At 73.8% G+C, this 23,202-nt stretch carries 21 protein-coding genes (1 of these 21 only partly in view); 6 read left to right on the forward strand and 15 right to left on the reverse strand.

Translation table 11 applies throughout. The features are described 5' to 3' along the window. A protein-coding gene (locus OHT52_RS12055) for a GlxA family transcriptional regulator (RefSeq protein WP_328720143.1) crosses the window boundary here: on the reverse strand, positions 1-359 show its 5' portion. Its footprint begins 658 nt before the window's first position; the window shows 359 of its 1,017 coding nt (coding positions 1-359); it begins with the start codon at positions 357-359; its stop codon lies off the left edge, out of view. A gap of 74 nt (positions 360-433) precedes the next feature. On the opposite strand from OHT52_RS12055, the gene OHT52_RS12060 reads away from it, so the two are divergent. Beyond that, positions 434-1,021 carry a cysteine hydrolase family protein gene (locus OHT52_RS12060; RefSeq protein WP_328720144.1) on the forward strand — a complete coding sequence of 196 codons (588 nt, stop codon included), beginning with the start codon at positions 434-436 and terminating at the stop codon, positions 1,019-1,021. Positions 1,022-1,025: 4 nt separating this feature from the next. On the opposite strand, the gene proC is transcribed toward OHT52_RS12060, so the two are convergent. From proC to OHT52_RS12090, 6 genes are all read right to left on the reverse strand, one after another. Continuing rightward, positions 1,026-1,835 carry a pyrroline-5-carboxylate reductase gene (proC, locus tag OHT52_RS12065; protein WP_328720145.1) on the reverse strand — a complete coding sequence of 270 codons (810 nt, stop codon included), beginning with the start codon at positions 1,833-1,835 and terminating at the stop codon, positions 1,026-1,028. Between the two features lie 129 nt (positions 1,836-1,964). Continuing rightward, positions 1,965-2,756: an ABC transporter permease gene (locus OHT52_RS12070; RefSeq protein ID WP_328720146.1), complete on the reverse strand. Its 792-nt coding sequence runs from the start codon at positions 2,754-2,756 to the stop codon at positions 1,965-1,967. Further along, positions 2,753-3,571 (reverse strand): ABC transporter ATP-binding protein, encoded by an 819-nt coding sequence (locus tag OHT52_RS12075; RefSeq protein ID WP_328720147.1) that lies wholly within the window; start codon positions 3,569-3,571, stop codon positions 2,753-2,755. The genes OHT52_RS12070 and OHT52_RS12075 overlap by 4 nt, the downstream gene beginning before the upstream one ends. A 204-nt stretch (positions 3,572-3,775) precedes the next feature. Next, positions 3,776-4,591, reverse strand: a complete 816-nt coding sequence (locus tag OHT52_RS12080) for a class I SAM-dependent methyltransferase (RefSeq protein WP_328720148.1) — start codon at positions 4,589-4,591, stop codon at positions 3,776-3,778. A gap of 79 nt (positions 4,592-4,670) precedes the next feature. Continuing rightward, a complete protein-coding gene (locus OHT52_RS12085) occupies positions 4,671-5,225 on the reverse strand; it encodes a hypothetical protein (protein WP_443046558.1) in 555 nt (184 codons plus the stop codon). 141 nt (positions 5,226-5,366) lie between these two features. Continuing rightward, positions 5,367-5,768, reverse strand: a complete 402-nt coding sequence (locus OHT52_RS12090) for an SH3 domain-containing protein (RefSeq protein WP_328720149.1) — start codon at positions 5,766-5,768, stop codon at positions 5,367-5,369. A 124-nt stretch (positions 5,769-5,892) separates the two neighbouring features. Between OHT52_RS12090 and OHT52_RS12095 the strand changes: the two genes are divergently transcribed. Continuing rightward, positions 5,893-8,253: a serine/threonine-protein kinase gene (locus OHT52_RS12095; protein ID WP_328720150.1), complete on the forward strand. Its 2,361-nt coding sequence runs from the start codon at positions 5,893-5,895 to the stop codon at positions 8,251-8,253. Positions 8,254-8,333: 80 nt separating this feature from the next. Here OHT52_RS12095 and ilvD read toward each other — a convergent pair whose 3' ends face one another. The 4 genes from ilvD to OHT52_RS12115 form a co-directional block, all read right to left on the reverse strand. Next, on the reverse strand, positions 8,334-10,184 hold the full coding sequence (gene ilvD / locus OHT52_RS12100; RefSeq protein ID WP_328720151.1) for a dihydroxy-acid dehydratase: 1,851 nt from the start codon (positions 10,182-10,184) through the stop codon (positions 8,334-8,336). Between the two features lie 134 nt (positions 10,185-10,318). Beyond that, positions 10,319-11,032, reverse strand: coding sequence for a TetR/AcrR family transcriptional regulator (locus tag OHT52_RS12105; protein WP_328720152.1), 714 nt, complete (start codon positions 11,030-11,032; stop codon positions 10,319-10,321). Beyond that, positions 11,029-11,853, reverse strand: coding sequence for a sugar phosphate isomerase/epimerase family protein (locus tag OHT52_RS12110; RefSeq protein ID WP_328720153.1), 825 nt, complete (start codon positions 11,851-11,853; stop codon positions 11,029-11,031). The genes OHT52_RS12105 and OHT52_RS12110 overlap by 4 nt, the downstream gene beginning before the upstream one ends. Positions 11,854-11,983: 130 nt before the next feature. Further along, a complete protein-coding gene (locus tag OHT52_RS12115) occupies positions 11,984-12,940 on the reverse strand; it encodes a Ppx/GppA phosphatase family protein (RefSeq protein ID WP_328720154.1) in 957 nt (318 codons plus the stop codon). A gap of 39 nt (positions 12,941-12,979) precedes the next feature. Here OHT52_RS12115 and OHT52_RS12120 point away from each other — a divergent pair, with 39 nt between their 5' ends. Continuing rightward, entirely contained in the window at positions 12,980-13,840 is an 861-nt protein-coding gene (locus OHT52_RS12120; RefSeq protein WP_328720155.1) for a hypothetical protein, read from the forward strand. Between the two features lie 197 nt (positions 13,841-14,037). On the opposite strand, the gene OHT52_RS12125 is transcribed toward OHT52_RS12120, so the two are convergent. After that, positions 14,038-16,146: a BACON domain-containing protein gene (locus OHT52_RS12125; protein ID WP_443046559.1), complete on the reverse strand. Its 2,109-nt coding sequence runs from the start codon at positions 16,144-16,146 to the stop codon at positions 14,038-14,040. A gap of 307 nt (positions 16,147-16,453) precedes the next feature. After that, positions 16,454-17,287: a class I SAM-dependent methyltransferase gene (locus OHT52_RS12130; protein WP_328720157.1), complete on the reverse strand. Its 834-nt coding sequence runs from the start codon at positions 17,285-17,287 to the stop codon at positions 16,454-16,456. A gap of 83 nt (positions 17,288-17,370) precedes the next feature. On the opposite strand from OHT52_RS12130, the gene radA reads away from it, so the two are divergent. Both radA and disA read left to right on the forward strand, forming a co-directional pair. Beyond that, entirely contained in the window at positions 17,371-18,783 is a 1,413-nt protein-coding gene (gene radA / locus OHT52_RS12135; protein ID WP_328720158.1) for a DNA repair protein RadA, read from the forward strand. Positions 18,784-18,863: 80 nt separating this feature from the next. Beyond that, positions 18,864-19,988, forward strand: a complete 1,125-nt coding sequence (gene disA / locus OHT52_RS12140) for a DNA integrity scanning diadenylate cyclase DisA (RefSeq protein WP_328720159.1) — start codon at positions 18,864-18,866, stop codon at positions 19,986-19,988. 90 nt (positions 19,989-20,078) lie between these two features. Here disA and OHT52_RS12145 read toward each other — a convergent pair whose 3' ends face one another. Beyond that, entirely contained in the window at positions 20,079-20,918 is an 840-nt protein-coding gene (locus OHT52_RS12145; protein ID WP_328720160.1) for a hypothetical protein, read from the reverse strand. A 252-nt stretch (positions 20,919-21,170) separates the two neighbouring features. On the opposite strand from OHT52_RS12145, the gene OHT52_RS12150 reads away from it, so the two are divergent. Continuing rightward, positions 21,171-22,076 (forward strand): A/G-specific adenine glycosylase, encoded by a 906-nt coding sequence (locus OHT52_RS12150; protein ID WP_328720161.1) that lies wholly within the window; start codon positions 21,171-21,173, stop codon positions 22,074-22,076. 97 nt (positions 22,077-22,173) lie between these two features. On the opposite strand, the gene OHT52_RS12155 is transcribed toward OHT52_RS12150, so the two are convergent. Beyond that, positions 22,174-22,881, reverse strand: coding sequence for a M23 family metallopeptidase (locus OHT52_RS12155; protein ID WP_328720162.1), 708 nt, complete (start codon positions 22,879-22,881; stop codon positions 22,174-22,176). Between the last annotated feature and the right edge of the window lie 321 nt (positions 22,882-23,202).

A 23,202-nucleotide genomic window follows, 5' to 3' on the forward strand; every position in this document is an offset into this window, starting at 1 on the left:
GCGAGGGTGAACGCGCCGCCGCAGAGCGCCGCGATCGGGGTGGCGCGGGCATGGGCGCGGCGGAGGGCGTCCAGGACCGGAGCGGGGGCCGGCGTCAGCTGGTCGTCGAGGCCGGGAACGACGATGAGGTCGGCGCGGGTCAGCCAGGCGAGCGTGCGGTCCGGAGTGAGGGAGAGCCCGCCACGCAGCGCGACCGGGGCCGGGTCGGCGGCGACGCGGCGCAGCTCGAAGGGCGGGACGGCGCGGTCGGTGCGGTCCACGCCCCAAACCTCCGTGATGACCGAGACGTCGAACGCCCGGATGCCGGGGAACGCGACCAACGCGATGCGGGCGGGGGTGGGTGCGGGTCCGGGCGCCATGGTGGCAGTAAAGCATCGATCGATGGCTTTTCGGCGTCTGGGCGTCCCGGATGCGGGGCGGCAGGATCATCCCCATGGAAATGACACAGAACGCGGCGCTGATCGTGGTGGACGTGCAGGAAGGCTTCGAGGAGCAGGAGTACTGGGGGCCGCGGAACAACACCGGGGCGGATCGGAACATCGCCGATCTGATCGACGCGTGGCAGGAGAGCGGACGCCCCGTCGTGTTCGTACGGCACGACTCGCCGAAGCCGGATTCGCCGCTGCGGCCCGGATACCCGGGGAACGCGTTCAAGGGGTACGTGGAAGAGCGGCGGGGTAAGGGCGGTGGGCCCGAGCTGCTTCTGACGAAGACGGTGAATTCCGCCTTCTACGGGACGCCCGATCTCGGGGCCTGGCTGGACGAGGCCGGCATACGGCAGATCGTGGTGGCCGGAATCCAGACCAACATGTGCGTGGAGACGACGGCGCGCATGGGCGGGAACCTCGGGTACGAGGTGTTCCTCGCGCTCGACGCGACGTACACCTTCGACGCGGTCGGGCCGTGGGGCTGGGAACTGGGCGCGGACGAGCTGGCGCGGGCCACCGCCGTGACACTGCACAGCGGTGGCTTCGCGAAGGTCGTGGCCAGCGCGGACCTGGTCGCGGCCGCCGGAAAGTGACGGATCAGCCCTGGCCGGAGGCGAGCTCGCGGCTGCGGTCGCGGGCGGCTTCGAGGGCGGCGATCAGTGCGGCCCGCACTCCGTGGTTCTCCAGCTCGCGGATGGCGCTGATGGTGGTGCCGGCCGGACTGGTCACCGCCTCGCGGAGCTTCACCGGGTGCTCGCCGCTGTCGCGGAGCATCACCGCGGCGCCGATGGCCGCCTGCACGATCAGGTCGTGGGCCTGGGCGCGCGGGAGGCCGAGCAGGATTCCGGCGTCGGTCATGGCCTCGACCAGGAAGTAGAAGTACGCCGGCCCCGAGCCGGAGAGGGCGGTGGCCGCGTCCTGCTGGGACTCGGGGACGCGGAGCGTCTTGCCGACCCCGCCGAAGATCTCCTCGGTGGTGGCGAGGTGCTCGCCGGTCGCGTGGCTGCCTGCGGAGAGGACGGACATCCCCTCGTCCACGAGCACCGGGGTGTTCGGCATGACGCGGACCACCGCGGTGCCGGACGGCAGCCGGTCCTCGATGAACGCCGTGGTGATACCGGCGGCGGCGCTGATGACGAGGCGGTCCGCGGCAAGGTGCGGGGCGAGCTCGTCCAGCAGGCTCCCCATGTCCTGGGGCTTCACCGCGAGGATGAGGATGTCCGCGCGCTTGGCCGCTTCCGCGTTGCCGGTCGACTCGACTCCGTACCGCGTCCGCAGTTCCTCGGCGCGCTCGGCGCGCCGACTGGTGACCAGCAGGTTCGCCGGACGCCAGCCGGCCCGGATCATCCCGCTGAGGAGCGCCTCGCCGATCTTGCCGGTGCCGAGGACTGCGACTGTCTGGGTCATGCGGTTCACCCTCCGGGCTGTGCTCACGGTCCTCGGCGCACGGTGTGCTCCGGGCTCCGTCCCGTGCTCGTCGCGGTCATCCTCGCACCGGGGCGGCAGGGAGCCGCCCGGGTGACCGCCCGTCGGACATCAGGCGGTACGGCGGCGGAGAGTGGCCGCCCCCAGGCCGAGTACCAGGAGGGCGCACCCCGCGACGACGGCGACGTCCCGGACGAAGTCCCCGGTGATGTCGCAGTGGTGGAGCACCTGGTTCATGCCGTCCACGGCGTACGACATCGGGAGGACGTTCGAGATCGCCTCCAGGACCGGCTGCATCTGGTCGCGGGGGGTGAAGAGGCCGCAGAGCAGGAGCTGCGGGAAGATCACCGCCGGCATGAACTGGACGGCCTGGAACTCGGACGCGGCGAACGCCGAGACGAACAGCCCCAGGGCCGTACCGAGCAGGGCGTCGAGCAGCGCCACCAGCATCAGCAGCCAGGGCGAGCCGACGACGTCGAGGCCGAGGAACCAGACGGAGACGGCGGTGGCCAGCAGGGTCTGGACGACGGCGATCACGCCGAAGGCGAGGGCGTAACCGGCGATCAGGTCGCCCTTGCCGAGCGGCAGGGCGAGGAGGCGTTCCAGAGTGCCGGAGGTGCGCTCGCGCAAGGTGGCGATCGAGGTCACCAGGAACATCGTGATGAGCGGGAAGATCCCGAGCAGCGAGGCGCCGATGGAGTCGAAGGTCCGCGGGCTGCCGTCGAAGACGTACCGGAGCAGGACGATCATCACGACCGGGATCACCAGCAGCAGCGCGATGGTGCGGGGGTCGTGGCGGAGCTGGCTCAGCACGCGGCCGGCGGTGGCGAGGGTGCGCGCGGGGGTGAGGGGCCGGGCCCGCGCGGGAGCGCGGGTGGCGGCGGGAAGGGTGTCGCTGCTCATCGCGTGGTCTCCTCGGGCCGGGCGGACGCTTCGTCGACGAGGCGGAGGAAGGCATCCTCCACCGTGGTGCTCCCGGTGCGGGCACGCAGTTCCTCCGGGGTCCCGGTGGCGAGGATGGCGCCCTCGCGCATCAGCAGCAGCCGGTGGCAGCGCTCGGCCTCGTCCATCACGTGGGAGGAGACCAGGATCGTGGTGCCCCGGTCGGTGGCGAGGGCGTGGAAGAGGTTCCACAGGTCGCGGCGGAGAACGGGGTCGAGCCCGACGGTCGGCTCGTCCAGGACCAGGAGTTCGGGCTCCCCGAGCAGGGCGACGGCGAGGGAGACACGGCTGCGCTGCCCGCCGGAGAGGCGGCCGGCCGGCGCGTCGGCGTGGCCGGCGAGGTCCACGTCGTCGAGGGTGCGGGTGACCGCTTCGCGGCGGGTGTGGCGGTGGGCGCGGCCGGGGAGGAGCACGGCCGCGAAGTAGTCCAGGTTCTGGCGGACCGTGAGGTCGGTGTAGACGGAAGGGGCCTGGGTGACGTAGCCGACGCGCGAGCGCAGCCCCGGGTGTCCGGCGGGGGCGCCGAGGACGTCGAGGGTGCCGGTGACCTGGTCCTGGGTGCCGACGATCGCGCGCATCAGCGTGCTCTTGCCGCAGCCGGAGGGGCCGAGGAGTCCGGTGATCCTGCCGGGTCCGACGGTGAAGCCGAGGCCGCGCAGCACGGTGCGGTCGCCGCGTACGACGGTGAGATCCCCGGCGCGGACGGCTGCGGGCGCCGGTCCTGCCGGGGAGGGTGACGCGGGGTCCGGTCCGGCGGTGCGTCGATTATTCATCATTCGATGAATATGCTCCGCTGCGGCCTCACGCGTCAAGGCGTGCGAAAGCCCGGAGTCACGGATGGTTCCGGGGCTCCGGGCCTGGTGCTGACGAGCCGTCGGCCCCGGCGGTGGCCCCGGCGGTGGCGGGGGCGGGAGGGCAGCCGGCGGAAGTCAGGGGGTGGAGAGGGTCAAAGGGCGGAGAGGGGCAAGAGGCGGCGGGGGTCAGACGGCGGTGGTCGTCAGGTCGACCACGTACCGTTCCTCGACCGTGCCGTCGGGGAAGAGCTCCCGCAGGCGCGCGCCCTCCTCGGTGAGGAACCGCCGGTCGGCACGTGCGGGTTCGCCGTCCCTCACCAGGAACGCGGAGTGACTGGCGAGGTTGTCCAGGTGGGTCCGGATGCTCACCCGGCGGGACCAGGGCAGCCGGTGACGGGCGGTCCCCTTCGTGGGCAGGCCCACTGCGCGGGAAGCGTCTCCCGGAGCGGGGACGGCGTGGACGCCGTGGTCCGCGCCCAGGTGACGGCGGATGCGGGAGTCCTGTTCGGCGACCCAGGGGACCTCGTGGTCGGCGACGTTCCACCACAGGGCGAGAATCCCGCCGGGGCGCAGTACTCGGGCGGCTTCCGGCCAGGAGCGCGCGGGGTCGGTCCAGTGCCAGGACTGGGCGTACGTGACGAGGTCGGCGACACCGTCCGCAAGGGGGAGGTGGTTGCCGTCGCCGCGCACCACCGGCACCCCGGGCAGGGCCCGGCGCAGTTCGGCGGCCATTCCGTCGCCCGGCTCGACGGCGACGACGTGGGCGCCGCGCCGGACGAGCTCACGGGTGGCGATGCCGGTTCCCGCGCCCACGTCGACCGCGCGCAGTGCGTCCAGAGGGCGTCCGGTCGCCTCCTCCAGCGCCGCGAACACCCCCGGCGGGTATCCGGGGCGAGCGGCGGCGTACAGGGCGGCGGCGGCGCTGAACGAGAGGGCGCGGACCGACGCGGAGGCCGGCGGAGGAACGAGGGGCCGGGGTTCGGCGGGCGGTGTGGGCGGCATGCGGCACGTCCTTCGGAGAGTCGGAGGCGCGGGGGGCGTGCGCCCTGGCGACGGCCGGGCGCCGGGCGGTCACCGCCGGCTACTTGGCCTTGCGGGCGGCCTTGCGGGCGGCCGGGTTTCCGGTCCGGGTCGTGCGGCGCTTGGCGTAGCGGGCGAGGGCGGTCTCGTACTCGGCGCGCAGCAGCCCCTCGCCGGGGGCTTCCCGGAGCGAGCGGACGAAGTACGCCAGCAGGGAGCCGACGAAGCCGATCGTCCTGAGGCCGCGCAGGGTGTCCTCGCGGGCCGGGTCCGCCGGGCGGTTCCGGTAGCCCTCCCAGGTCTTGCGGTACGCGACGGCGCTGCACACGGCGAACATCAGCACGACCAGGATGTTCAGGAAGGTGCCGGTCCCGGCGACCGCCAGGCCGCTGAAGGCGAAGCGCAGGACCACGCAGGAGGCGACGGCGGCGGCCAGCGACCCGGCCGCCACCCCGGCGCGCCGCAGCGCGTACCCGCCGTCGTGGGCGACCCAGGTCGTACCGAAGAAGCGGAGCGCCTCCGGTCGCGGGCCGGGGGTGGTGCCGCCCTGCGGGCCCGTACCCGTGGGCAGCGGTCCGGTGGGCAGGGTTCCGGTGGTATCGCTGTTCTCGCTCACGCCGTCGATTATTCCGCGTGCGGCCCGGCCGGCGGGATGCCCCACCGGCCGGGCCGAGACGGGACGGCGCCCGGAGCCTGTCGACGGCCCGCGATCGGACGGAGGCCCTGGCCACCCGGTCACGGGCCGCCCGGCAGGCTCTCAGGAGCAGCGGGTGGCGATCCAGCCGTCGCTGCCGGTGTGCACGTAGGCGTCCGAGACGTACTCGTCGGCGGAGATGCAGTCCCAGAGGTTCGAGGAGCCGTACGGGCCGCTGACCCGCTCGCCCGCCTTCTGGCAGTAGACCGCCACCATCGCCCCCAACGGCAGCAGTCGGAGGGGGGCGTAGTTGGTGCCCGGTCCGGTGCGGACGTAGACCCGGTAGCCCGGCGCGATCGGGTAGCGGGGGTACTCGTAGGAGAGGGTCGCGACCCCGGCGGGCTCGACGGCCAGTGTCTTCGCACCCTCCGGGACGACCGGTTCCGGGAGCGTGTCCACGGTGCTCGCGGACTCGGCTCCGTTCGATGACGCGGTTGGTGCGGTGGTGCTCTCGTCGACGGCCATGCGGCCCTCCCCCGGGTCGGATCGGTACAGGTGACGCGCAGGCTAACAAGCCTTGCGCGACAAGGGCGAAGCATCGAATAGGCTCCGTGCGTCGCGCTTGCGGTCGAACACACGGGGGTGGGTGATGGCACCGCTGCGGGAAGTCGGGCCGGATCCGGAAACGGAACGTTCCGAGTACGCCGGCCGGTACCGTCTGGAAGCACGTCTCGGCGAGGGCGGCATGGGTGTCGTCCACCTCGCCACGTCCGCGTCCGGGCTCCCGCTGGCGATCAAGATCGTGCACCGGAGTTACGCGGCGGACCCCGAGTTCCGGGCACGTTTCCGGCAGGAGGTCGCGGCCGCGCGGCGGGTCAGCGGCGCGTTCACCGCACCGGTGGTCGACGCCGATCCGGCGGCCCCGCTGCCCTGGATGGCGACCCTGTACGTACCCGGTCCGACGCTCTCCGCGCAGGTGAAGCGGAACGGCCCGATGAACCCGGCGCAGCTGCGGCGGCTCACCGCCGGGCTGGCCGAGGCGCTGCGGGACATCCACCGGGCGGGGGTCATCCACCGCGATCTGAAGCCGAGCAACGTGCTGCTGCCGGACTCCGGGCCGAAGGTCATCGACTTCGGGATCTCCCGTCCGTACGACAGCGAACTGCGCACGGAGACCGGGAAGGTGATCGGCTCGCCGCCCTACATGGCGCCCGAGCAGTTCCAGCGTCCGCGCGAGGTCGGTCCGGCCGCCGACGTGTTCGCGCTGGGCGCGGTGCTGATCCACGCGGCGACCGGGCGGGGTCCGTTCGACTCGGAGAGCCCGTACCAGGTGGCGTACCAGGTGGTGCACGACGAGGCGGACCTGACCGGGGTGCCGAGGGACCTGGTCAAGCTCGTCGGGCAGTGCCTGGCGAAGGAGCCCGAGCGGCGGCCGACGCCGGACGAGATCATGACGGCGCTGCTGCCGCCCTCCTACGACGCGGCGGCCTTCGTGCCCGCCCAGCGGCGGCCGGCGCCCGGGGAACGCGCTCCCGGTGACCGCGCTCCCGGTGGCCCCGCTCCCGGGCGGGAGGAGCCCGAGGGTGACGGCGAAGTGCGGGAGTCCGGCGACGGCACCGCCGGGGAGGCCGCCGGACCGCCCCTCGCCCAGTCCACCCACGTGCGGGACGCGCCCGCCGCCGCACCGGGCCGGGCCGCTTCGGCCGGGCGTCCCCGGCGCGCCCGGTGGGCGGCGGGCGCGGCGGCGCTGCTGACCCTCGCCACCGGGGGCGTGGTGTACGCCGAGGTCGGCGCGAGTACGCCGCCGGTGGCGGAGAAGGACGGCGCGGCGCCGGACGCGCCGGACGCCTTCGTCCCGTGGCGGACCGTCCTGGCGGGGGCCGCCGGCTCGGTTCCGTACTGCTTCACCGCCACCGGGCCCGGAACGGGCACGTCCGCCGGCACGGGCACGTCCTCCTCCGGAACGGGCACGTCCGCCGGCACGGGCACGTCCTCCGGTACGGCCGGCGGCGCGGCGGCGGTCGCCACGCTCTACTGCGCCGCGTCCGGCTACGGCGTCGCCCGCCTCGATCCCGCCGACGGGCACGTCCTCTGGTCGCACCGGGACTCCTCGGCCTCGGTTAGGTCGCTGGCCACCGGCGGCGGACCGGTCCTGGTGGACGAGCCCGGTGTGACGCTCCGGGCGTACGACCCGAAGGACGGCGAGCCGGTCTGGTCGGCGGGCTCCCCCTCCTCGGTCGGCGGTCCGTGGAGCGCCGGGGACACCCCGCTGATCGTCGGCGCCGGGGGTGAGGTGAAGGGGATCGACTCCCGGACCGGCCGGGTGCGCTGGAACCACCGGTTCGCCGGGCACGCGCTGCCGGTCATCGGCTTCCACGATCCGGCGTCCGGGGTCTCCTACCTCTACGAGAACACCGGCGCCGGGAACACCACCCTCGTCACGGCGATCGACGCGGCGACCGGAGACATCCGGTGGCAGCGGCGGCTGGACGGAACGCTGACTCCGGTCGGCGTCAGCGCCGGGTCGCTGGTCCTGAAGGTGACCGGAGAGAGCTCCCGGGTCGCCACCCTGGTGCGTTACGACCCCGAGGGGCGGACGGCGACGCGGATCGCGGTGCCCTACGGGATGGCCGACCCGGACATCGTCGTCGGCGCCGGCACCGCCTATCTGCTGGCGCCCGGCGGAACCCTGGTGGCCCTGGACATCGGTGCCGGAGCCCGGGGCGGCAGCGCCGAACGGTGGCGGCTGGAGACCGGGGTGGCGCTGATGTCGGCCCCGGTGCTCGGCGAGGGCGACCGCCTGTACTTCACGGCGGCGGACGGGCGGCTGCTCGCGGTGGACACCCGGCGGGGGAACCTGCTCGGACAGACCGCTCCCCGGCTCCGGGACGGGAAGCTCGGCGGGACCGCCTTCCCGCACGCACCCGTGCCGGTCGGCCGCCGGGTCGTCGGCACGGCGCCGGACGGTTCGGTCTTCGCGGTGGACGGGAGCGATCCGGCCGCCTGGTGAGTCAGGGCCCCGGGAACGCGGGACCGCCCGGCCCCCCTCGTGGGGTGGCCGGGCGGTCGCGTCGCTGCCGGGTGGAGCGGTCAGCCGAGCTTGGAGACGTCGCGCACCGCGCCGCGGTCGGCGCTGGTCGCCATCGCCGCGTAGGCGCGCAGAGCCGCCGAGACCTTGCGCTCGCGGTTCTTCGGCGCGTACACGCCGTTCAGCGCCGCGCGGCGGGCCGCCAGTTCGGCGTCCGGGACGAGCAGCTCGATGGAGCGGTTCGGGATGTCGATGCGGATGCGGTCGCCGTCCTCGACCAGCGCGATCGTGCCGCCGGAGGCCGCCTCGGGGGAGGCGTGGCCGATCGACAGGCCCGACGTACCGCCGGAGAAGCGGCCGTCGGTGATCAGCGCGCACGCCTTGCCGAGGCCGCGGCCCTTCAGGTACGAGGTCGGGTAGAGCATCTCCTGCATGCCGGGGCCGCCCTTGGGGCCCTCGTACCGGATGACGACCACGTCGCCCTCCTTGACCTGCTTCAGGAGGATCTTCTCGACGGCCGCCTCCTGCGACTCGCAGACGACGGCCGGGCCCTCGAAGGTCCAGATCGACTCGTCGACGCCTGCGGTCTTCACGACACAGCCGTCCACGGCGAGGTTGCCCCTGAGGACGGCGAGGCCGCCGTCCTTGGAGTAGGCGTGCTCGACGTCCCGGATGCAGCCCTCGGCGGCGTCCGTGTCGAGGGTGTCCCAGCGCTCGGACTGCGAGAAGGCGGTGGCGGAGCGGACGCAGCCGGGGGCCGCGTGCCACAGCTCGACGGCCTCGGGCGCGGGCGAACCGCCGCGCACGTCCCAGTTCTTGAGCCAGTCGGCGAGGGAGGCGGAGTGGACGGAGTGGACGTCCTCGTTGAGGAGCCCGCCGCGGTGCAGCTCGCCGAGGATGGCGGGGATGCCGCCGGCGCGGTGGACGTCCTCCATGTAGTACGTACGGTTCTTGCCGACGTTCGGCGCGACCTTGGCGAGGCAGGGGACGCGGCGCGAGATCTCGTCCATCTCCGGCAGCCCGAAGTCGAGCTCGGCCTCCTGCGCGGCGGCGAGGAGGTGCAGGATCGTGTTGGTCGAGCCACCCATGGCGATGTCGAGGGCCATGGCGTTCTCGAACGCGGCACGGCTCGCGATGGCGCGGGGCAGGACGGTCGCGTCGTCCTGCTCGTAGTGGCGCTTGGTGATCTCGACGATCGTGCGGCCCGCGTTCTCGTAGAGGGCGCGGCGGGCGGTGTGGGTGGCGAGCGTCGAGCCGTTGCCCGGCAGCGCGAGGCCGATGGCCTCGGCGAGGCAGTTCATGGAGTTGGCGGTGAACATGCCGGAGCAGGAGCCGCAGGTGGGACAGGCGTTCTCCTCGATACGGAGCATGTCCGCGTCGGAGATCTTGTCGTTGACGGCGTCGGACATGGCGTCGACGAGGTCGAGGGTGCGGACGGTGCCGTCGACCAGCGTCGCCTTCCCGGACTCCATCGGGCCGCCGGAGACGAAGATCGTCGGGATGTTGAGACGCAGGGCCGCCATCAGCATGCCGGGCGTGATCTTGTCGCAGTTGGAGATGCAGATCAGCGCGTCCGCGCAGTGCGCCTCGACCATGTACTCGACCGAGTCGGCGATCAGGTCGCGCGAGGGCAGGCTGTAGAGCATGCCGCCGTGACCCATGGCGATGCCGTCGTCCACGGCGATCGTGTTGAACTCGCGCGGCACCGCGCCCGCCGCATGGATCGCCTCGGAGACGATCCGGCCGACCGGGGAGAGGTGGGTGTGGCCCGGGACGAACTCGGTGAAGGAGTTCGCGACGGCGATGATCGGCTTGCCGATGTCCTCGCTCGCTACGCCCGACGCCCGCATAAGGGCGCGGGCGCCCGCCATGTTGCGACCGTGGGTGACAGTGCGGGACCTCAGCTGCGGCATCGTCGCTCGCTCCTTCGACAGATAAGCCTTCGACAGATAAGAAAAGACTGTCTACTTCGACGGAAAAGACTTTTCCGAGCGTACGCCCCGGCTCCAGGATCTGGACAGCCTGTCCGGATAGCGGGACGCCGTGCTCAAGGAGCGGTCGGTGCGGCGGGCCCTTCGGGCGGTGTGCCGCCGTGTCCCGCGCCCGGCGGGTCCGGTCGGGCGTGCGGGCCGTCCTCGGTCAGATAGCGCTGGATGCTGGGCGCCACCAGGGCGACGATCCGCTCCGGGTCCGCCGACGCGAGCGGTTCGGCCCGTACGACGTACCGCAGCATCGCGATGCCCACCATGTGCGAGGCGGCCACCTCGGCGCGGAAGGTCGGGTCGGGTACGTCCAGCTCCGCGGCGATCCGCTCCAGCAGCCGTCCCAGCACGAAGGTACGCAGCACCTCGGCCGCCGCCTCGTGGGTGAGCGCGGACCGGACGATCGCCAGCAGCGGTGCCCGGCTGGCGGGGTTCTCCCACACGGAGATGAAGTAGCGCGCCATCCGCTCCCCCACCCCGTCCACCGGGCCGCCCAGGATCTGGGGGACCACGAGGGCGGGTTCGAAGGAGAGCTCCACGGCCGCCGCGAACACCTCGTCCTTCGTCCCGAAGTAGTGGTGGACCAGCGCCGCGTCGACGCCGGCCGCACGGGCGATCGAGCGCATCGAAGCCTTGTCGTAGCCGCGCTCGGCGAACTCGGTACGGGCAGCTTCCAGGATGCGGGCCCGGGAGTCGGGGCCGCCCTGGGCGGCGGCCCGCGAGGGACGGCCCCTGCGGCGCGGGGCCGGGGGTTCTTCCTGGGCGGAACGCGAGGTCACGACCGGGGCGCCCGCTTGGCCGAGGCCAGGTGGAGACGGGTGAAGGCGAGCGCCTCGGCGAGGTCCGCCTCGCGTTCGGCGGACGACATGGCCCGGCGGGTGTTGACCTCCAGGACGACGTGCCCGTCGAACCCGGTCCGCGCGAGCCGCTCCAGCAGCTCCGCGCAGGGCTGGTCGCCCCGGCCGGGCACCAGGTGCTCGTCCTTGCCGGAGCCCTTGCCGTCGGCGAGGTGGACGTGGGCGAGCCGGTCGCCCATCCGGTCCACCATGGCGAGGCCGTCCGTACGGGCCGTGGAGGTGTGCGAGAGGTCGACGGTGAAGTGCCGGTAGTCGTCGTGGGTGACGTCCCAGTCCGGGGCGTACGCCAGCATCTCGCGGTCCCGGTACCGCCACGGGTACATGTTCTCGACGGCGAACCGGACGTCGGTCTCGTCGGCCATGCGCCAGATCCCGTCGACGAAGTCGCGGGCGTAGTGGCGCTGCCACCGGAACGGCGGGTGGACCACGACGGCGGAGGCGCCGAGCCGCTCGGCGGCGGACCTGGCCCGCTGGAGCTTGACCCACGGGTCGGTGGACCAGACCCGCTGGGTGATCAGCAGACAGGGCGCGTGCACGGCGAGGATCGGGACCTGGTGGTAGTCGGAGAGGCGCCGCAGCGCCTCGATGTCCTGGCTGACCGGATCGGTCCACACCATGACCTCGACACCGTCGTACCCCAGGCGTGCGGCGATCTCGAAGGCCGTCGCCGTCGACTCCGGGTAGACCGAGGCCGTCGACAGCGCGACCTTCGCATCGGGGACGCGCACCGCTGGATCTGCCACCTGGACAGCGTACGGGCCCGGCGGCCGGCCGCCGAGGGGGCAGGAGGGAAAGTGAGATGGGCCATGAGCGGTCGGGGCCGGTCACGGGCCGTCGACGGCCGTCCGCGGCGCCCCCGCCGCGACCGGGCCGTCAGCTCAGCGCGAGCCGCTCCGCCGGGAGGTGGTCGAGGCGTCGCAGGATGACACCCTCGCGGAGCGCCCAGGGGCAGATCTCCAGCTCGGTGATCCCGAAGAGGTCCATCGCCCCCTCCGCGACGAGCGCCCCGGCGAGCAGCTGGCCGGCCCGGTCGGGCGAGACGCCGGGAAGCCGGCCGCGTTCCTCGGCGGTCATCGTCGCCAGCTTGGGCACCCACTCCCCCAGCGCGGCGGCGGAGAGGGTCCGCCGGGTGTACAGCCCCTCCGTGGAGCGGGCCGCCCCGGCCATCCGGGCGAGCTGCTTGAAGGTCTTCGAGGTGGCGACCACACGGTCGGGCCCGCCGTGGCGGCTGAACTCCCCGACCGTACGGGCTATGCCGGCGCGGACGTACCGGCGCAGCTCGCGCAGCTGAGCCGGGTCGGCGGGCCCGGCGGGATCGCCGGGCAGCCAGGCGGCGGTGAGGCGGCCGGCGCCGAGCGGCAGCGACACGGCCGCCGCGGGCTCCTCGTCCAGCCCGAGGGCGATCTCCAGCGAACCGCCGCCGATGTCGAGCAGCAGCAGCTTCCCCGCCGACCAGCCGAACCAGCGGCGGGCGGCCAGGAAGGTCAGCCGCGCCTCCTCCTCGCCGCTGAGGACCGCGAGGTCGACACCGGTCTCGGCACGCACCCGGCCCAGTACGTCCTCGGCGTTGACGGCGTCCCGTACCGCCGAGGTGGCGAACGCCAGTACCTCCTCGCACCCCTTGTCCTCGGCGGCCCGGACCGCGTCGGCCACGGCGGCGACCAGCCGGTCGACACCCTCGGGACCGATCGCCCCCCGGTCGTCGAGGAGCTGGGCGAGGCGGAGCTCCGCCTTGTGCGAGTGCGCGGGCAGCGGGCGGGCGCCGGGATGGGCGTCCATCAGCAGCAGGTGAACCGTGTTCGACCCCACGTCGAGAACTCCGAGTCTCATACCCGGAACGCTACGCCGAAAGGGACTTACTCTTGGCGCGTGTCAAAGACGAACAAGGCGAAGCCGGGCAAAGCGACGAAGAAGCCTCGAACGAATCAGGATCGGAGTCAGGAGAGTCAGCGGACGGAAGCGAACGGACCCGACCGGTCCGACGAGAAGGGCATCGATTTCCCCCGGGCGTGGGTGGAGTTCCCGGACCCCGCCGACGACGAGCAGGTGTTCCGCTGCGACCTGACGTGGCTGACCTCGCGTTGGACCTGCATCTTCGGCAGCGGTTGCCAGGGCATCCAGGCGGGCCGGGCGGACGACGGCTGCTGCACGCTGGGCGCGCACTTCTCCGACGAGGACGACGAGAAGCGGGTGGCCGGTCACGTCGAGCGGCTGACTCCGGAGATGTGGCAGTTCCACGACGTCGGCACCTCGACGGGATGGGTCGGCATCGACGACGACGGTGAGCGCCAGACGCGCCGCTGGAAGGGCTCCTGCATCTTCCAGAACCGTCCCGGCTTCGCCGGCGGGGCGGGCTGTTCGCTGCACATCCTGGCGCTGAAGGAGGGCAAGGAGCCGCTGGAGACCAAGCCGGACGTCTGCTGGCAGCTCCCGGTCCGGCGGACGTACGACTGGATCGACCGGCCCGACGACACCCGGGTGCTCCAGATCTCCATCGGCGAGTACGACCGCCGGGGCTGGGGTCCGGGCGGTCACGACCTGCACTGGTGGTGCACCTCCGCCACCTCCGCGCACGGCGCGGGCGACCCGGTCTACGTGACGTACCGCCCCGAGCTCACGGAGCTGATGGGCAAGGAGGCGTACGAGCGGCTCGTCGCGCTCTGCGAGCAGCGGCTCGCCTCGCTGCTGCCGATGGCCCCGCACCCGGCGGACCCGGTGACCCCGGCCTGAGGCCGGTGCTCCCGCCCCTGCGGATACGGCCGGTTCGCGCCACGGCTGGTGCGGGCCGGTCGCGCCCGGTGGGTGCGGCGGTCGCGCCCCGTGGGTGCGGCGGTCGCGCCCCGTGGGTGCGGCGGTCGCGCCCCGTGGGTGCGGCGGTCGCGCCCCGTGGGTGCGGCGGTCGCGCCCGGTGGGTGCGGGCCGGTGCCTCAGCCCGCCGGGGGTGGTTCGCCGGTGCCGGTGGGCTGGGCGGCTGGCGGGTCCGGCGGCCCGTCGGGCGAGGGGCTGGACGACTGGCCGGGCGGCGACGGTTCGGCCGGGCCCTGCGCGGCCGGCGGGCCGGTCGGGTCCGGTGACGGGCTCGGCGGCGGCCCGGCGGAGCCCGCCGGGGCCGGGGCCGCCCCGGTCGGGGCCCCGGAAACGGGCGCGGGGGGCTCGGGAACTTCGGGTGCGGCAGCGGCGGCAGGGGCGCGCGGGGCGGCCGGTCGGGTGGGAGCGGGCGGGGCGTCGGGCGTCGTGGGACGCAGCGGCCCCCCGGCCGGGAAGCCGGTGAACGCGGGGGTCCGGCCTCGCCCCTCGATCCGTACGTGCTGGGACCCGGGCGCGAGGACGACGCGGGCCCGCCAGGGGTGGCGCGGCTCCCGCGACCGGTCCACCCGGACGTGCAAGGTCGTGCTCTCGCCCGCCGCGAGCGTGCCCGAGGAACGGCTGAGCCGCAGCCAGCGGGCGTCGGTGCGGGCCGCCCAGACGGCGGGGCCGCCCCCGGAGGCCGTCAGCCTGAGGGACGTGACACCGCCGGAGGTCCGCACGGCGACGGTCACCGCCCCGGCCCGGCGGGCGCCGACGGCCGTACCGATCACCTCGGCGGTGACCTCCGGGGCGGGGGCCCCGTCCGGCGAGCCGTCCCGGAGGACTGCGCCGGCCTCCTCGGCGTGCGTGCTGCCGCCCCCCGTGCTCCCGTCGCCGTGCCCGTCCCCGCCGCGCGGGCCGTCGCCGTCCCCGCTCTCCGAGAAGGTCCCGGCCGACTCGCCCACCGCGTCCATCTCGGTCGCGGCGGGCGACGCGCCCTCGTGGCGGTCCCCGGCCGCCGGCGCCCCCCGGTACGCCGCCGCCCACAGCGCGATGACCGGCGCCGCCACGACCGTCGCGACCACCGTCGTCGTCATGACCCGGGCGCGCAGCCGGTCGCGGCGGGCCGCGTGGTCCTTCGGGTCGAGCGGGTAACCGGCCCGGTCGAAACGCGGGGAACCGGCGCGGGAACGCTGGGCGTGCGCCATCGCCACCCGCACCGACGGGCGGGGCGCCTCCACCACGGGCAGTCCCGCGGCGGGGGCGACGGCCACTCCGGGCCAGGGACCGGCGGCTCCGGCACGTTCGGCGGCGCGCCGGCAGCGCGGGCAGTCGTCGACGTGGCGGACGAGCTCGCGGCGCAGCGGGGCGGAGAGCAGCGCCTGCCGGTCGCGGGTGAGGCTGCGGACGGCGGAGCAGGTGCCGTCCTCGGCGACGGCGAGCGCGGCCCTGGTCCGCTCGACCTCGCAGGAGGCCGCGGCGAGGAGTTCGCGCGCGGTGGCCGGGTCGAGTCCGAGCACGGAGGCGACGGCACGCGGGGTGAGTCCGTGCCGGACGGAGAGTTCGAGCGCCTCACGCTGCTCGGGCGTGGTACCGGCCGCCTCCGGCCAGGCCAGCTGCGCGAGTTCGCGACGGCGGGCCTCGGACGCGGGGCTCTCCCCGGAAGGCGGGACGGTCGCCTCCTCGGGGGTGGTACGAGGCGGCCCAGCGGTGTCCGGTGCGCTCCCCCCCTCCTGCCCGCCCCGGTCGGCGGGGCGGACGGACCCGCCGACACCGGTGGCCGGTCCGGTGACCGGTCCTGAGACGGGAGCCTCGCCGGGTGCTCCTTCCGGAGCGGCCGGAGCGGCCGGAGCGGCCGGGGCGAGGGCCTCCGCGAGCGCGGCGCCGCGCTCCTCACTCACCGGACGGCCGGAGTCCCTGGGAGTCCGGCGGTGGGCCTGACGGCCGCGCTTCTGCTCGGCGAGCACGCGCAGGCACATCCACCTGGCCAGCGCGTACAGCCAGGATTTACGTTCCTCCTGACCCGTGGGGCACCGCCCGTCCTGGCGTTCCGCGACGGCGAGGACGGCTCCCAGTGCCTCCGTGGCGGCCTCGTGGTCGCAGAGGACGGAGAGGCAGTAGGTGAAGAGGCCGTCGAGGTACGGCTCGTCACGTGCGGGCGGTCGCTGCGCCGGGAGGTGGGGGGCGCGACGGGGCGATCGGTGTGCGCCGGTGGTGTGCGTGGGAGGCTCCAGCCTGCTGCTCGTCACCGTGCGACCGTAGGCAGAGAAGGACGCCCTCTCGGTTCCCCTTTCGGACATTTAATCCCTATGGGTGAACGTAACGCTCGAAACGTGACAGGAACCCCCCATTCCGGCGCGTGCGCCGTGGTGCCCCCAGAGTGACCGGCGTCCGCGCGCCGCCCCACGCGCCCGCACGCCCCACGGCTCCCGCTCCTCCCGCCCCTCCCGCGCACCCCGGCGGGCGGGTCGGCCCCGGCGACCCGCCCGTCCGCCCGGCCGCCCGGAGGCCCGCCCGTCCGCCCCCGCCCGTCCGGAGGCGTACGCCTCTGCCCGGTCAGACCACCCGACCGGAGGCCAGCAGTGCGCGGTGCGGCAGTGCCAGCAGCTTCTCGTCCTCGCCGCCCGGTACGACGAACTCCGCGCTGAGCGTCTCGTAGTGGCGCTTGATCTCCGCCACCGTGGCGGGCGTCTGGGCGGTCACGATGCGGCCGATGGTCGCCACCCCGGACGCGGCCCCGGTCCACCACTCCTCGACGGTGGCCCGGTGCTCCCAGGCGAGGGCGGTGCAGGAGACGTCCGCCAGCCCGGCCCCCGCCAGCAGTGCGGCGAGGCCCTCGGGGGTCTGCTCGAACGCCTCCTCCGGGGCGAGCGGGGGGACCTCCGGCGGTCGGAGCGCGCCCGCGGCGGCGACCGCCCGGCCGAGCAGCCGCTGCCCGGTACCGGCGTCGGCTCCCCAGATGGTGACCGCTATCCGGCCACCGGGGCGGGTCACCCGGCCCAGTTCGGCGAGCGCCTTCCGGGGACGCCCGACGTGGTTGAGGACGAAGTTCGCGGCGACCGCGTCGAACTCGCCGTCCGCGAAGGGCAGCTCGGGCAGGAGGGCGACGCGCACGTCCGCCGCCGGGGCGGCCCGCATGGCGCTCTTCACCATGTCCGGTTCCGCGTCGACGGCGGTGACCACCGCCCCCCTCGTGCACGCGGCGACGGCCACCGCTCCGGTACCGGTTCCCACGTCCAGGACCCGGGTTCCGCCGCTCACGCCCGCCTCGTCGAGCAGCTCGGGCACGGTGCGTGCGCAGAGCCGGGCGAAGGACGCGGCGTAGGCGTCGGCCAGGCCCGCCCACTTCAGGCGCTCGGCCTCGTCGAACGGTGTGGTGCTGCTGGTCATGCGGTCCCCTCCCACGATGGGGCCGCGGTCGCCCGCGGCCCTCCGGAAACCCCATTGTCGTAGCCGGGCTATACGGTGACGCCATGGTTGCCCGCACGAAGTCCACGAAGGACCGTCCGTCCTACCGCTGCACGGAGTGCGGCTGGACGACCGCCAAGTGGCTCGGCCGCTGCCCGGAATGCCAGGCCTGGGGCACCGTCGAGGAGTTCGGCGGCGCGCCCGCCGTGCGCACCACCGCGGCCGGCCGGGTCTCCACCGCCGCCGTGCCCATCGGCCAGGTGGACAGCCGTCAGGCGACCGCCCGCTCGACCGGTGTCGGCGAGCTGGACCGGGTGCTGGGCGGCGGGCTCGTACCGGGCGCCGTGGTGCTGCTGGCCGGGGAGCCGGGCGTCGGCAAGTCGACCCTGCTGCTGGACGTGGCCGCGAAGGCCGCGAGCGAGGAGCACCGCACCCTCTACGTCACGGCGGAGGAGTCCGCGAGCCAGGTCCGGATGCGCGCCGACCGGATCAGGGCGATCAACGACCACCTCTACCTCGCGGCGGAGACCGACCTGTCGGCCGTCCTCGGCCATCTCGACGCGGTCAAGCCGTCCCTGCTGGTGCTGGACTCGGTGCAGACCGTCGCGTCGCCGGAGATCGACGGGGCGCCGGGCGGCATGGCGCAGGTCCGCGAGGTCGCCGGGGCGCTCATCCGCGCCTCCAAGGACCGCGGGATGGCGACGCTGCTGGTGGGTCACGTCACCAAGGACGGCGCCATCGCGGGGCCCCGGTTGCTGGAGCACCTGGTCGACGTGGTGCTCTCCTTCGAGGGCGACCGGCACGCGCGACTGCGACTCGTCCGGGGCGTCAAGAACCGTTACGGCGCGACCGACGAAGTCGGCTGCTTCGAGCTGCACGACGAGGGGATCACCGGTCTCGCCGATCCGTCCGGCCTCTTCCTGACGCGGCGGGACGAGCCGGTGCCCGGCACCTGTCTGACCGTCACTCTGGAGGGCAAGCGGCCCCTGGTGGCCGAGGTGCAGGCGCTCACGGTCGACTCGCAGATCCCGTCGCCCCGCCGCACCACCTCGGGCCTGGAGACCTCGCGGGTCTCGATGATGCTGGCGGTGCTGGAGCAGCGGGGCCGGATCAGCGCGCTGGGCAAGCGGGACATCTACAGCGCGACGGTGGGCGGGGTGAAGCTCACCGAGCCCGCCGCGGACCTGGCCATCGCGCTGGCGCTGGCGAGCGCGGCGAGCGACACCCCCCTCCCGAAGAACCTGGTCGCCATCGGTGAGGTGGGTCTCGCCGGAGAGGTGCGGCGGGTCACCGGTGTGCAGCGCCGACTGGCCGAGGCGCACCGTCTCGGGTTCACTCACGCGCTGGTCCCGGGCGATCCGGGAAAGGTCCCGGCCGGTATGAAGGTCACAGAAGTCGCCGACATGGGCGATGCTCTCAGGGTGCTGCCGCGCCGGTCTCGTTCGGAGGCACCACAGGAGGACGGCGCGCGCCGGTAGACTTTGCCCTGGTCTCGCCCGCTCGCACGCGCGGCACGAGGGACGCAAGGGCACCGCAAACCCGTGACCGGAGGAGTGCAGTGGCAGCCAACGACCGGGCATCATCGCCCGGAAAGTCCGGCCAAGGCACCGGTAACGAAGCGCTGATGCGCGCTTCGCTGAGCGCGGTCGCGCCCGGAACGGCCCTGCGTGACGGACTGGAGCGCATCCTGCGGGGGAACACCGGCGGGCTGATCGTCCTCGGCATGGACAAGACCGTCGAGTCGATGTGCACCGGCGGTTTCGTGATGAACGTCGAGTTCGCCGCGACCCGCCTGCGCGAGCTGTGCAAGCTCGACGGCGCGCTCATCCTCGACAAGGACATCACCAAGATCCTGCGGGCGGGCGTCCAGCTCGTCCCGGACGCCTCGATCCCCACCGAGGAGACCGGAACCCGTCACCGCACGGCCGACCGCGTCTCGAAGTCGTGCGGTTTCCCGGTCGTCTCGGTGTCCCAGTCGATGCGCTTGATCGCGTTGTACGTCGACGGCGAGCGGCGGGTGCTGGAGGAGTCCTCCGCGATCCTGTCCCGCGCCAACCAGGCCCTCGCCACGCTGGAGCGGTACAAGCTGCGCCTCGACGAGGTCGCCGGCACGCTCTCCGCGCTGGAGATCGAGGACCTGGTGACGGTCCGGGACGTGACGGCCGTCGCGCAGCGGCTGGAGATGGTGCGCCGGATCGCGACGGAGATCGCGGAGTACGTGGTCGAGCTCGGTACCGACGGACGCCTGCTGGCGCTCCAGCTGGACGAGCTGATCGCAGGCGTGGAGCCGGAGCGGGAGCTCGTCGTACGCGACTACGTCCCCGAGCCGACGGCGAAGCGTTCGCGTACGGTCGCGGAGGCGCTGACCGAGCTGGACGCGTTGAGCCATTCCGAGCTGCTCGAACTCGCGGTGGTGGCACGGTCGCTGGGGTACAGCGGTTCGCCCGAGACGCTGGACTCGGCCGTCTCGCCGCGTGGTTTCCGGCTGCTTGCGAAGGTGCCGCGCCTGCCCGGCGCGATCATGGAGCGCCTCGTGGAGCACTTCGGCGGGCTGCAGAAGCTGCTCGCGGCGAGCGTGGACGACCTCCAGACCGTGGACGGCGTCGGCGAGGCGCGGGCGCGGAGCGTCCGCGAGGGCCTCTCCCGGCTCGCCGAGTCGTCGATCCTGGAGCGGTACGTCTGACGGCTGACGAGGCCCCGTCCGAGGGCTTCGGCCCCCGGGGCGGGCCACCTGCCCCCGGCGGCGCGGGCCACGTGCCCCCGGGGCCGGGGCTCAGTCCTTGGCGAGGACGAAGGACGCGCGCTGGAGCGGCTCGCCCGGGGCCTTGGCCTCCAGGAGGTACGTTCCCGGGGCCGCCTTGCCGGTCGACGGGGTCGCGCAGTCCGGGGTGCTCCTGGTGCGGTTCCAGTCGATCGTGCGGATCACCGTCTGCCCCGCCGGGACCTTGAACCAGAGGCTGCCGGACGCGGTCGGGCAGTCCTTGGAGGACCAGACCTGGTCGTCGTCGTCACCGCTGGCGTCCGTGACCGTGAGCACCGCGACCTTCGGGCCGAGGTCGGCCTTGCAGTCGCCGGTGGACGTGTTCTTCGCGATCAGCTGGAATTCGGGTGTTTCCTCGGGGCCGTACGTCACCCTGGTCCGCACGCTCAACTGGACGGCGGCGGGGCGGCAGTCGGGGAGCGCGGAACCCGCGGGGACCTGGACGCCCTCGGTGCCTCCGGCCGCGGCGGTACCGCCGACGGCCGTGTCCGAGGAGGCTCCCGCGCCGGGCGAGGGGCTCGTGGTCGCGGCGTCGCCGTCGCCGGCATCGCCGTTCGAACCGTCCGAACCGCCTGAGGCCGCGCCGGTGCTGGCGTCGCCACCGCCCGACTCGTGCCGTCCGCCGGGTTGTTGGCTGATCGCCGGCCCGGAGTCGGAGGGTCCGGGCGTGATCGAACGCGCGGGTTCGGAGGTGCCGGGCTTGGCGTCGGGCGGGGTCTTCCTGCCCGTGCCGGGCAGGAAGACCCAGGCGAGCAGCACCGCGAGCAGCGCAACCAGAATCGCCGCTACCACCCTCCGTCGCCAGTAGATGCTGGAGGGAAGCGGGCCGACCGGTTTGCGCAGAGATCCCACGTCGCAAACTGTACGAGAGATCGCGCCCAACTCCCGCCCCACCCGCCGCTGTGATGGTCAACTTTTGCGGATCATCATTCCGGAAGGGCTTGTTGGGCGACCGGTTCGCGGTGTGCGCGCCGGACAAGCAAGAGGAGACCGGGGCAGAGGGGACAGAACGGGTGGCGTTGTCCGTCCAGAGGCTCTCGCCGGGGGCGACACCCCCGCGCCCGTGAACGTCGCCGGGCCTTCCGTGCCAGGATCGTAGGTGCGATGACTGCCACGACTTCGACACACACGCCCCCCGCTTCCCTCCTCCACACCCCCGTCATCGGGTGGTTCGAGCAGCACGCCCGCGATCTGCCCTGGCGCCGCCCGGAGGCCGGCGCCTGGGGCGTGATGGTGAGCGAGTTCATGCTCCAGCAGACCCCGGTGAACCGGGTCCTCCCGGTGTACGAGCAGTGGCTGGCCCGCTGGCCGCGCCCGGCCGACCTGGCCGCCGAGGCGCCGGGCGAGGCGGTCCGGGCCTGGGGCCGGCTCGGCTACCCGCGCCGCGCGCTGCGCCTGCACGGCGCGGCCCAGGCCATAACGGAACGCCACGGCGGCGACGTTCCCAGTGAGCACGCCCAGCTGCTGGCGCTGCCCGGAATCGGTGAATACACGGCGGCGGCCGTCGCCTCGTTCGCGTACGGGCAGCGGCACGCGGTGCTCGACACGAACGTCCGCCGCGTGTTCGCGCGGGCGGCCACCGGCATCCAGTACCCGCCGAACGCGACCACCGCCGCCGAGCGCAAGCTCGCCCGCGCCCTGCTCCCCGAGGAGGACGACCGGGCCGCGGCGTGGGCGGCGGCGACGATGGAGCTCGGTGCGCTGGTGTGCACCGCGAAGAACGAGGACTGCTCGCGCTGCCCCATCGCCTCGCGGTGCGCCTGGCTGCTCGCCGGGAAGCCCGCGCACCAGGGCCCGGCCCGCCGGGGCCAGACGTACGCCGGTACGGACCGGCAGGTACGCGGACGGCTCCTCGCGGTGCTCCGCGACTCCGTCGCCCCGGTCTCGCAGGCCGCTCTGGACGCGGTGTGGGACGAGCCGGTGCAGCGCGCCCGCGCCCTGGACGGCCTGGTGGCCGACGGGCTGGTGGAACCCCTGTCGAACGGCCTCTACCGGCTGCCGCTGACCTGATCCGTCCGGACCGGGTACGGCGAAGCCCCCAGGACCGGAACAGTCCTGGGGGCTTCGTGGATCAGCCGTGTTCAGCGCTGGGTGCGATCCCGGTCGGTCAGACCGACACGTGGACGGCCCGCAGGAAGCTGACCGGGTTGATCGCCGAGCCGTAGTTGGCCGTGGTCCGGACCTCGAAGTGCAGGTGCGGGCCGCTGGAATTACCGGTGTTGCCGGAGAGGCCGATCTCCTGGCCGGTCTTCACGGTCTGGCCGATACGGACGTCGATCTTCGACAGGTGCGCGTACTGCGTGAACTTGCCGTTGGCGTGCTTGATCACGATGGCGTTGCCGTACGCGGGGCCGTCGCCGCCACCGTTCGGGCCGGTCTTGACGACCGTACCGGTGTGGGCCGCGTGGACCGGGGTACCGATCGGCACCGCGAAGTCCTGGCCGGAGTGCTTGTGCGCCCAGCGGTCGCCACCGGTGCCGTAGGTGGCACTCAGGGTGTAGTGCTTCACCGGGACCTGCCACGAGGCGGCGTTCTTCTTCGCGGCGGCCTGCTTGGCGGCAGCGGCCTTCTTGGCCGTGTCGGCCTGCTCGGCGGCGGACTTCTTCGCGTCCACGGCGGCCTTGCTCTGGGCGGACGCCTGCTTGGCGACCGCGTCGGCGGTGGTGGCACTGGTGAGGGCGACGGTGCCCGTGGTGCCGGAGGCGAACGCCGCGCCAGCACCCAGGACCATCGACGCTCCGAGACCGGCGGCCAGGACAGCGCCGCGGACACGAGAGGTCGACGGGCGGGTGAGGGTCGTAACGCGCTTCGACATACGAGTAAGTCCTCCGAAGATGGGGGGCTCCCCGGTCGTTCTGTCCGGGGGCGAAACCCGATCGTTTGTCCGGGCTTGCTCCACATTGGTAACCCGCCCCGGAGGCAAGCTCAAGTACCCCTTCTACGATGAAAAGCCGTAGACCGGACACCGGGAATCGGGGGCGGGACGTCCCGCCCGGGGAGCCGCGCGAGCCCCGCAGACCACGTCGCCCAAAGCCGCGAAACCGCAGGTGAAGCCGGCCCGATCCAGATACGGCCCCAGAAATCCGGCAGATCGGCCCGCCTTTCGAAGGTCCCGACCACCCCCGGGACCAAAGAC

Origin of the sequence: Streptomyces sp. NBC_00247, assembly GCF_036188265.1 — a bacterium.
In the GTDB taxonomy this organism is placed as follows: Bacteria; Actinomycetota; Actinomycetes; order Streptomycetales; family Streptomycetaceae; genus Streptomyces.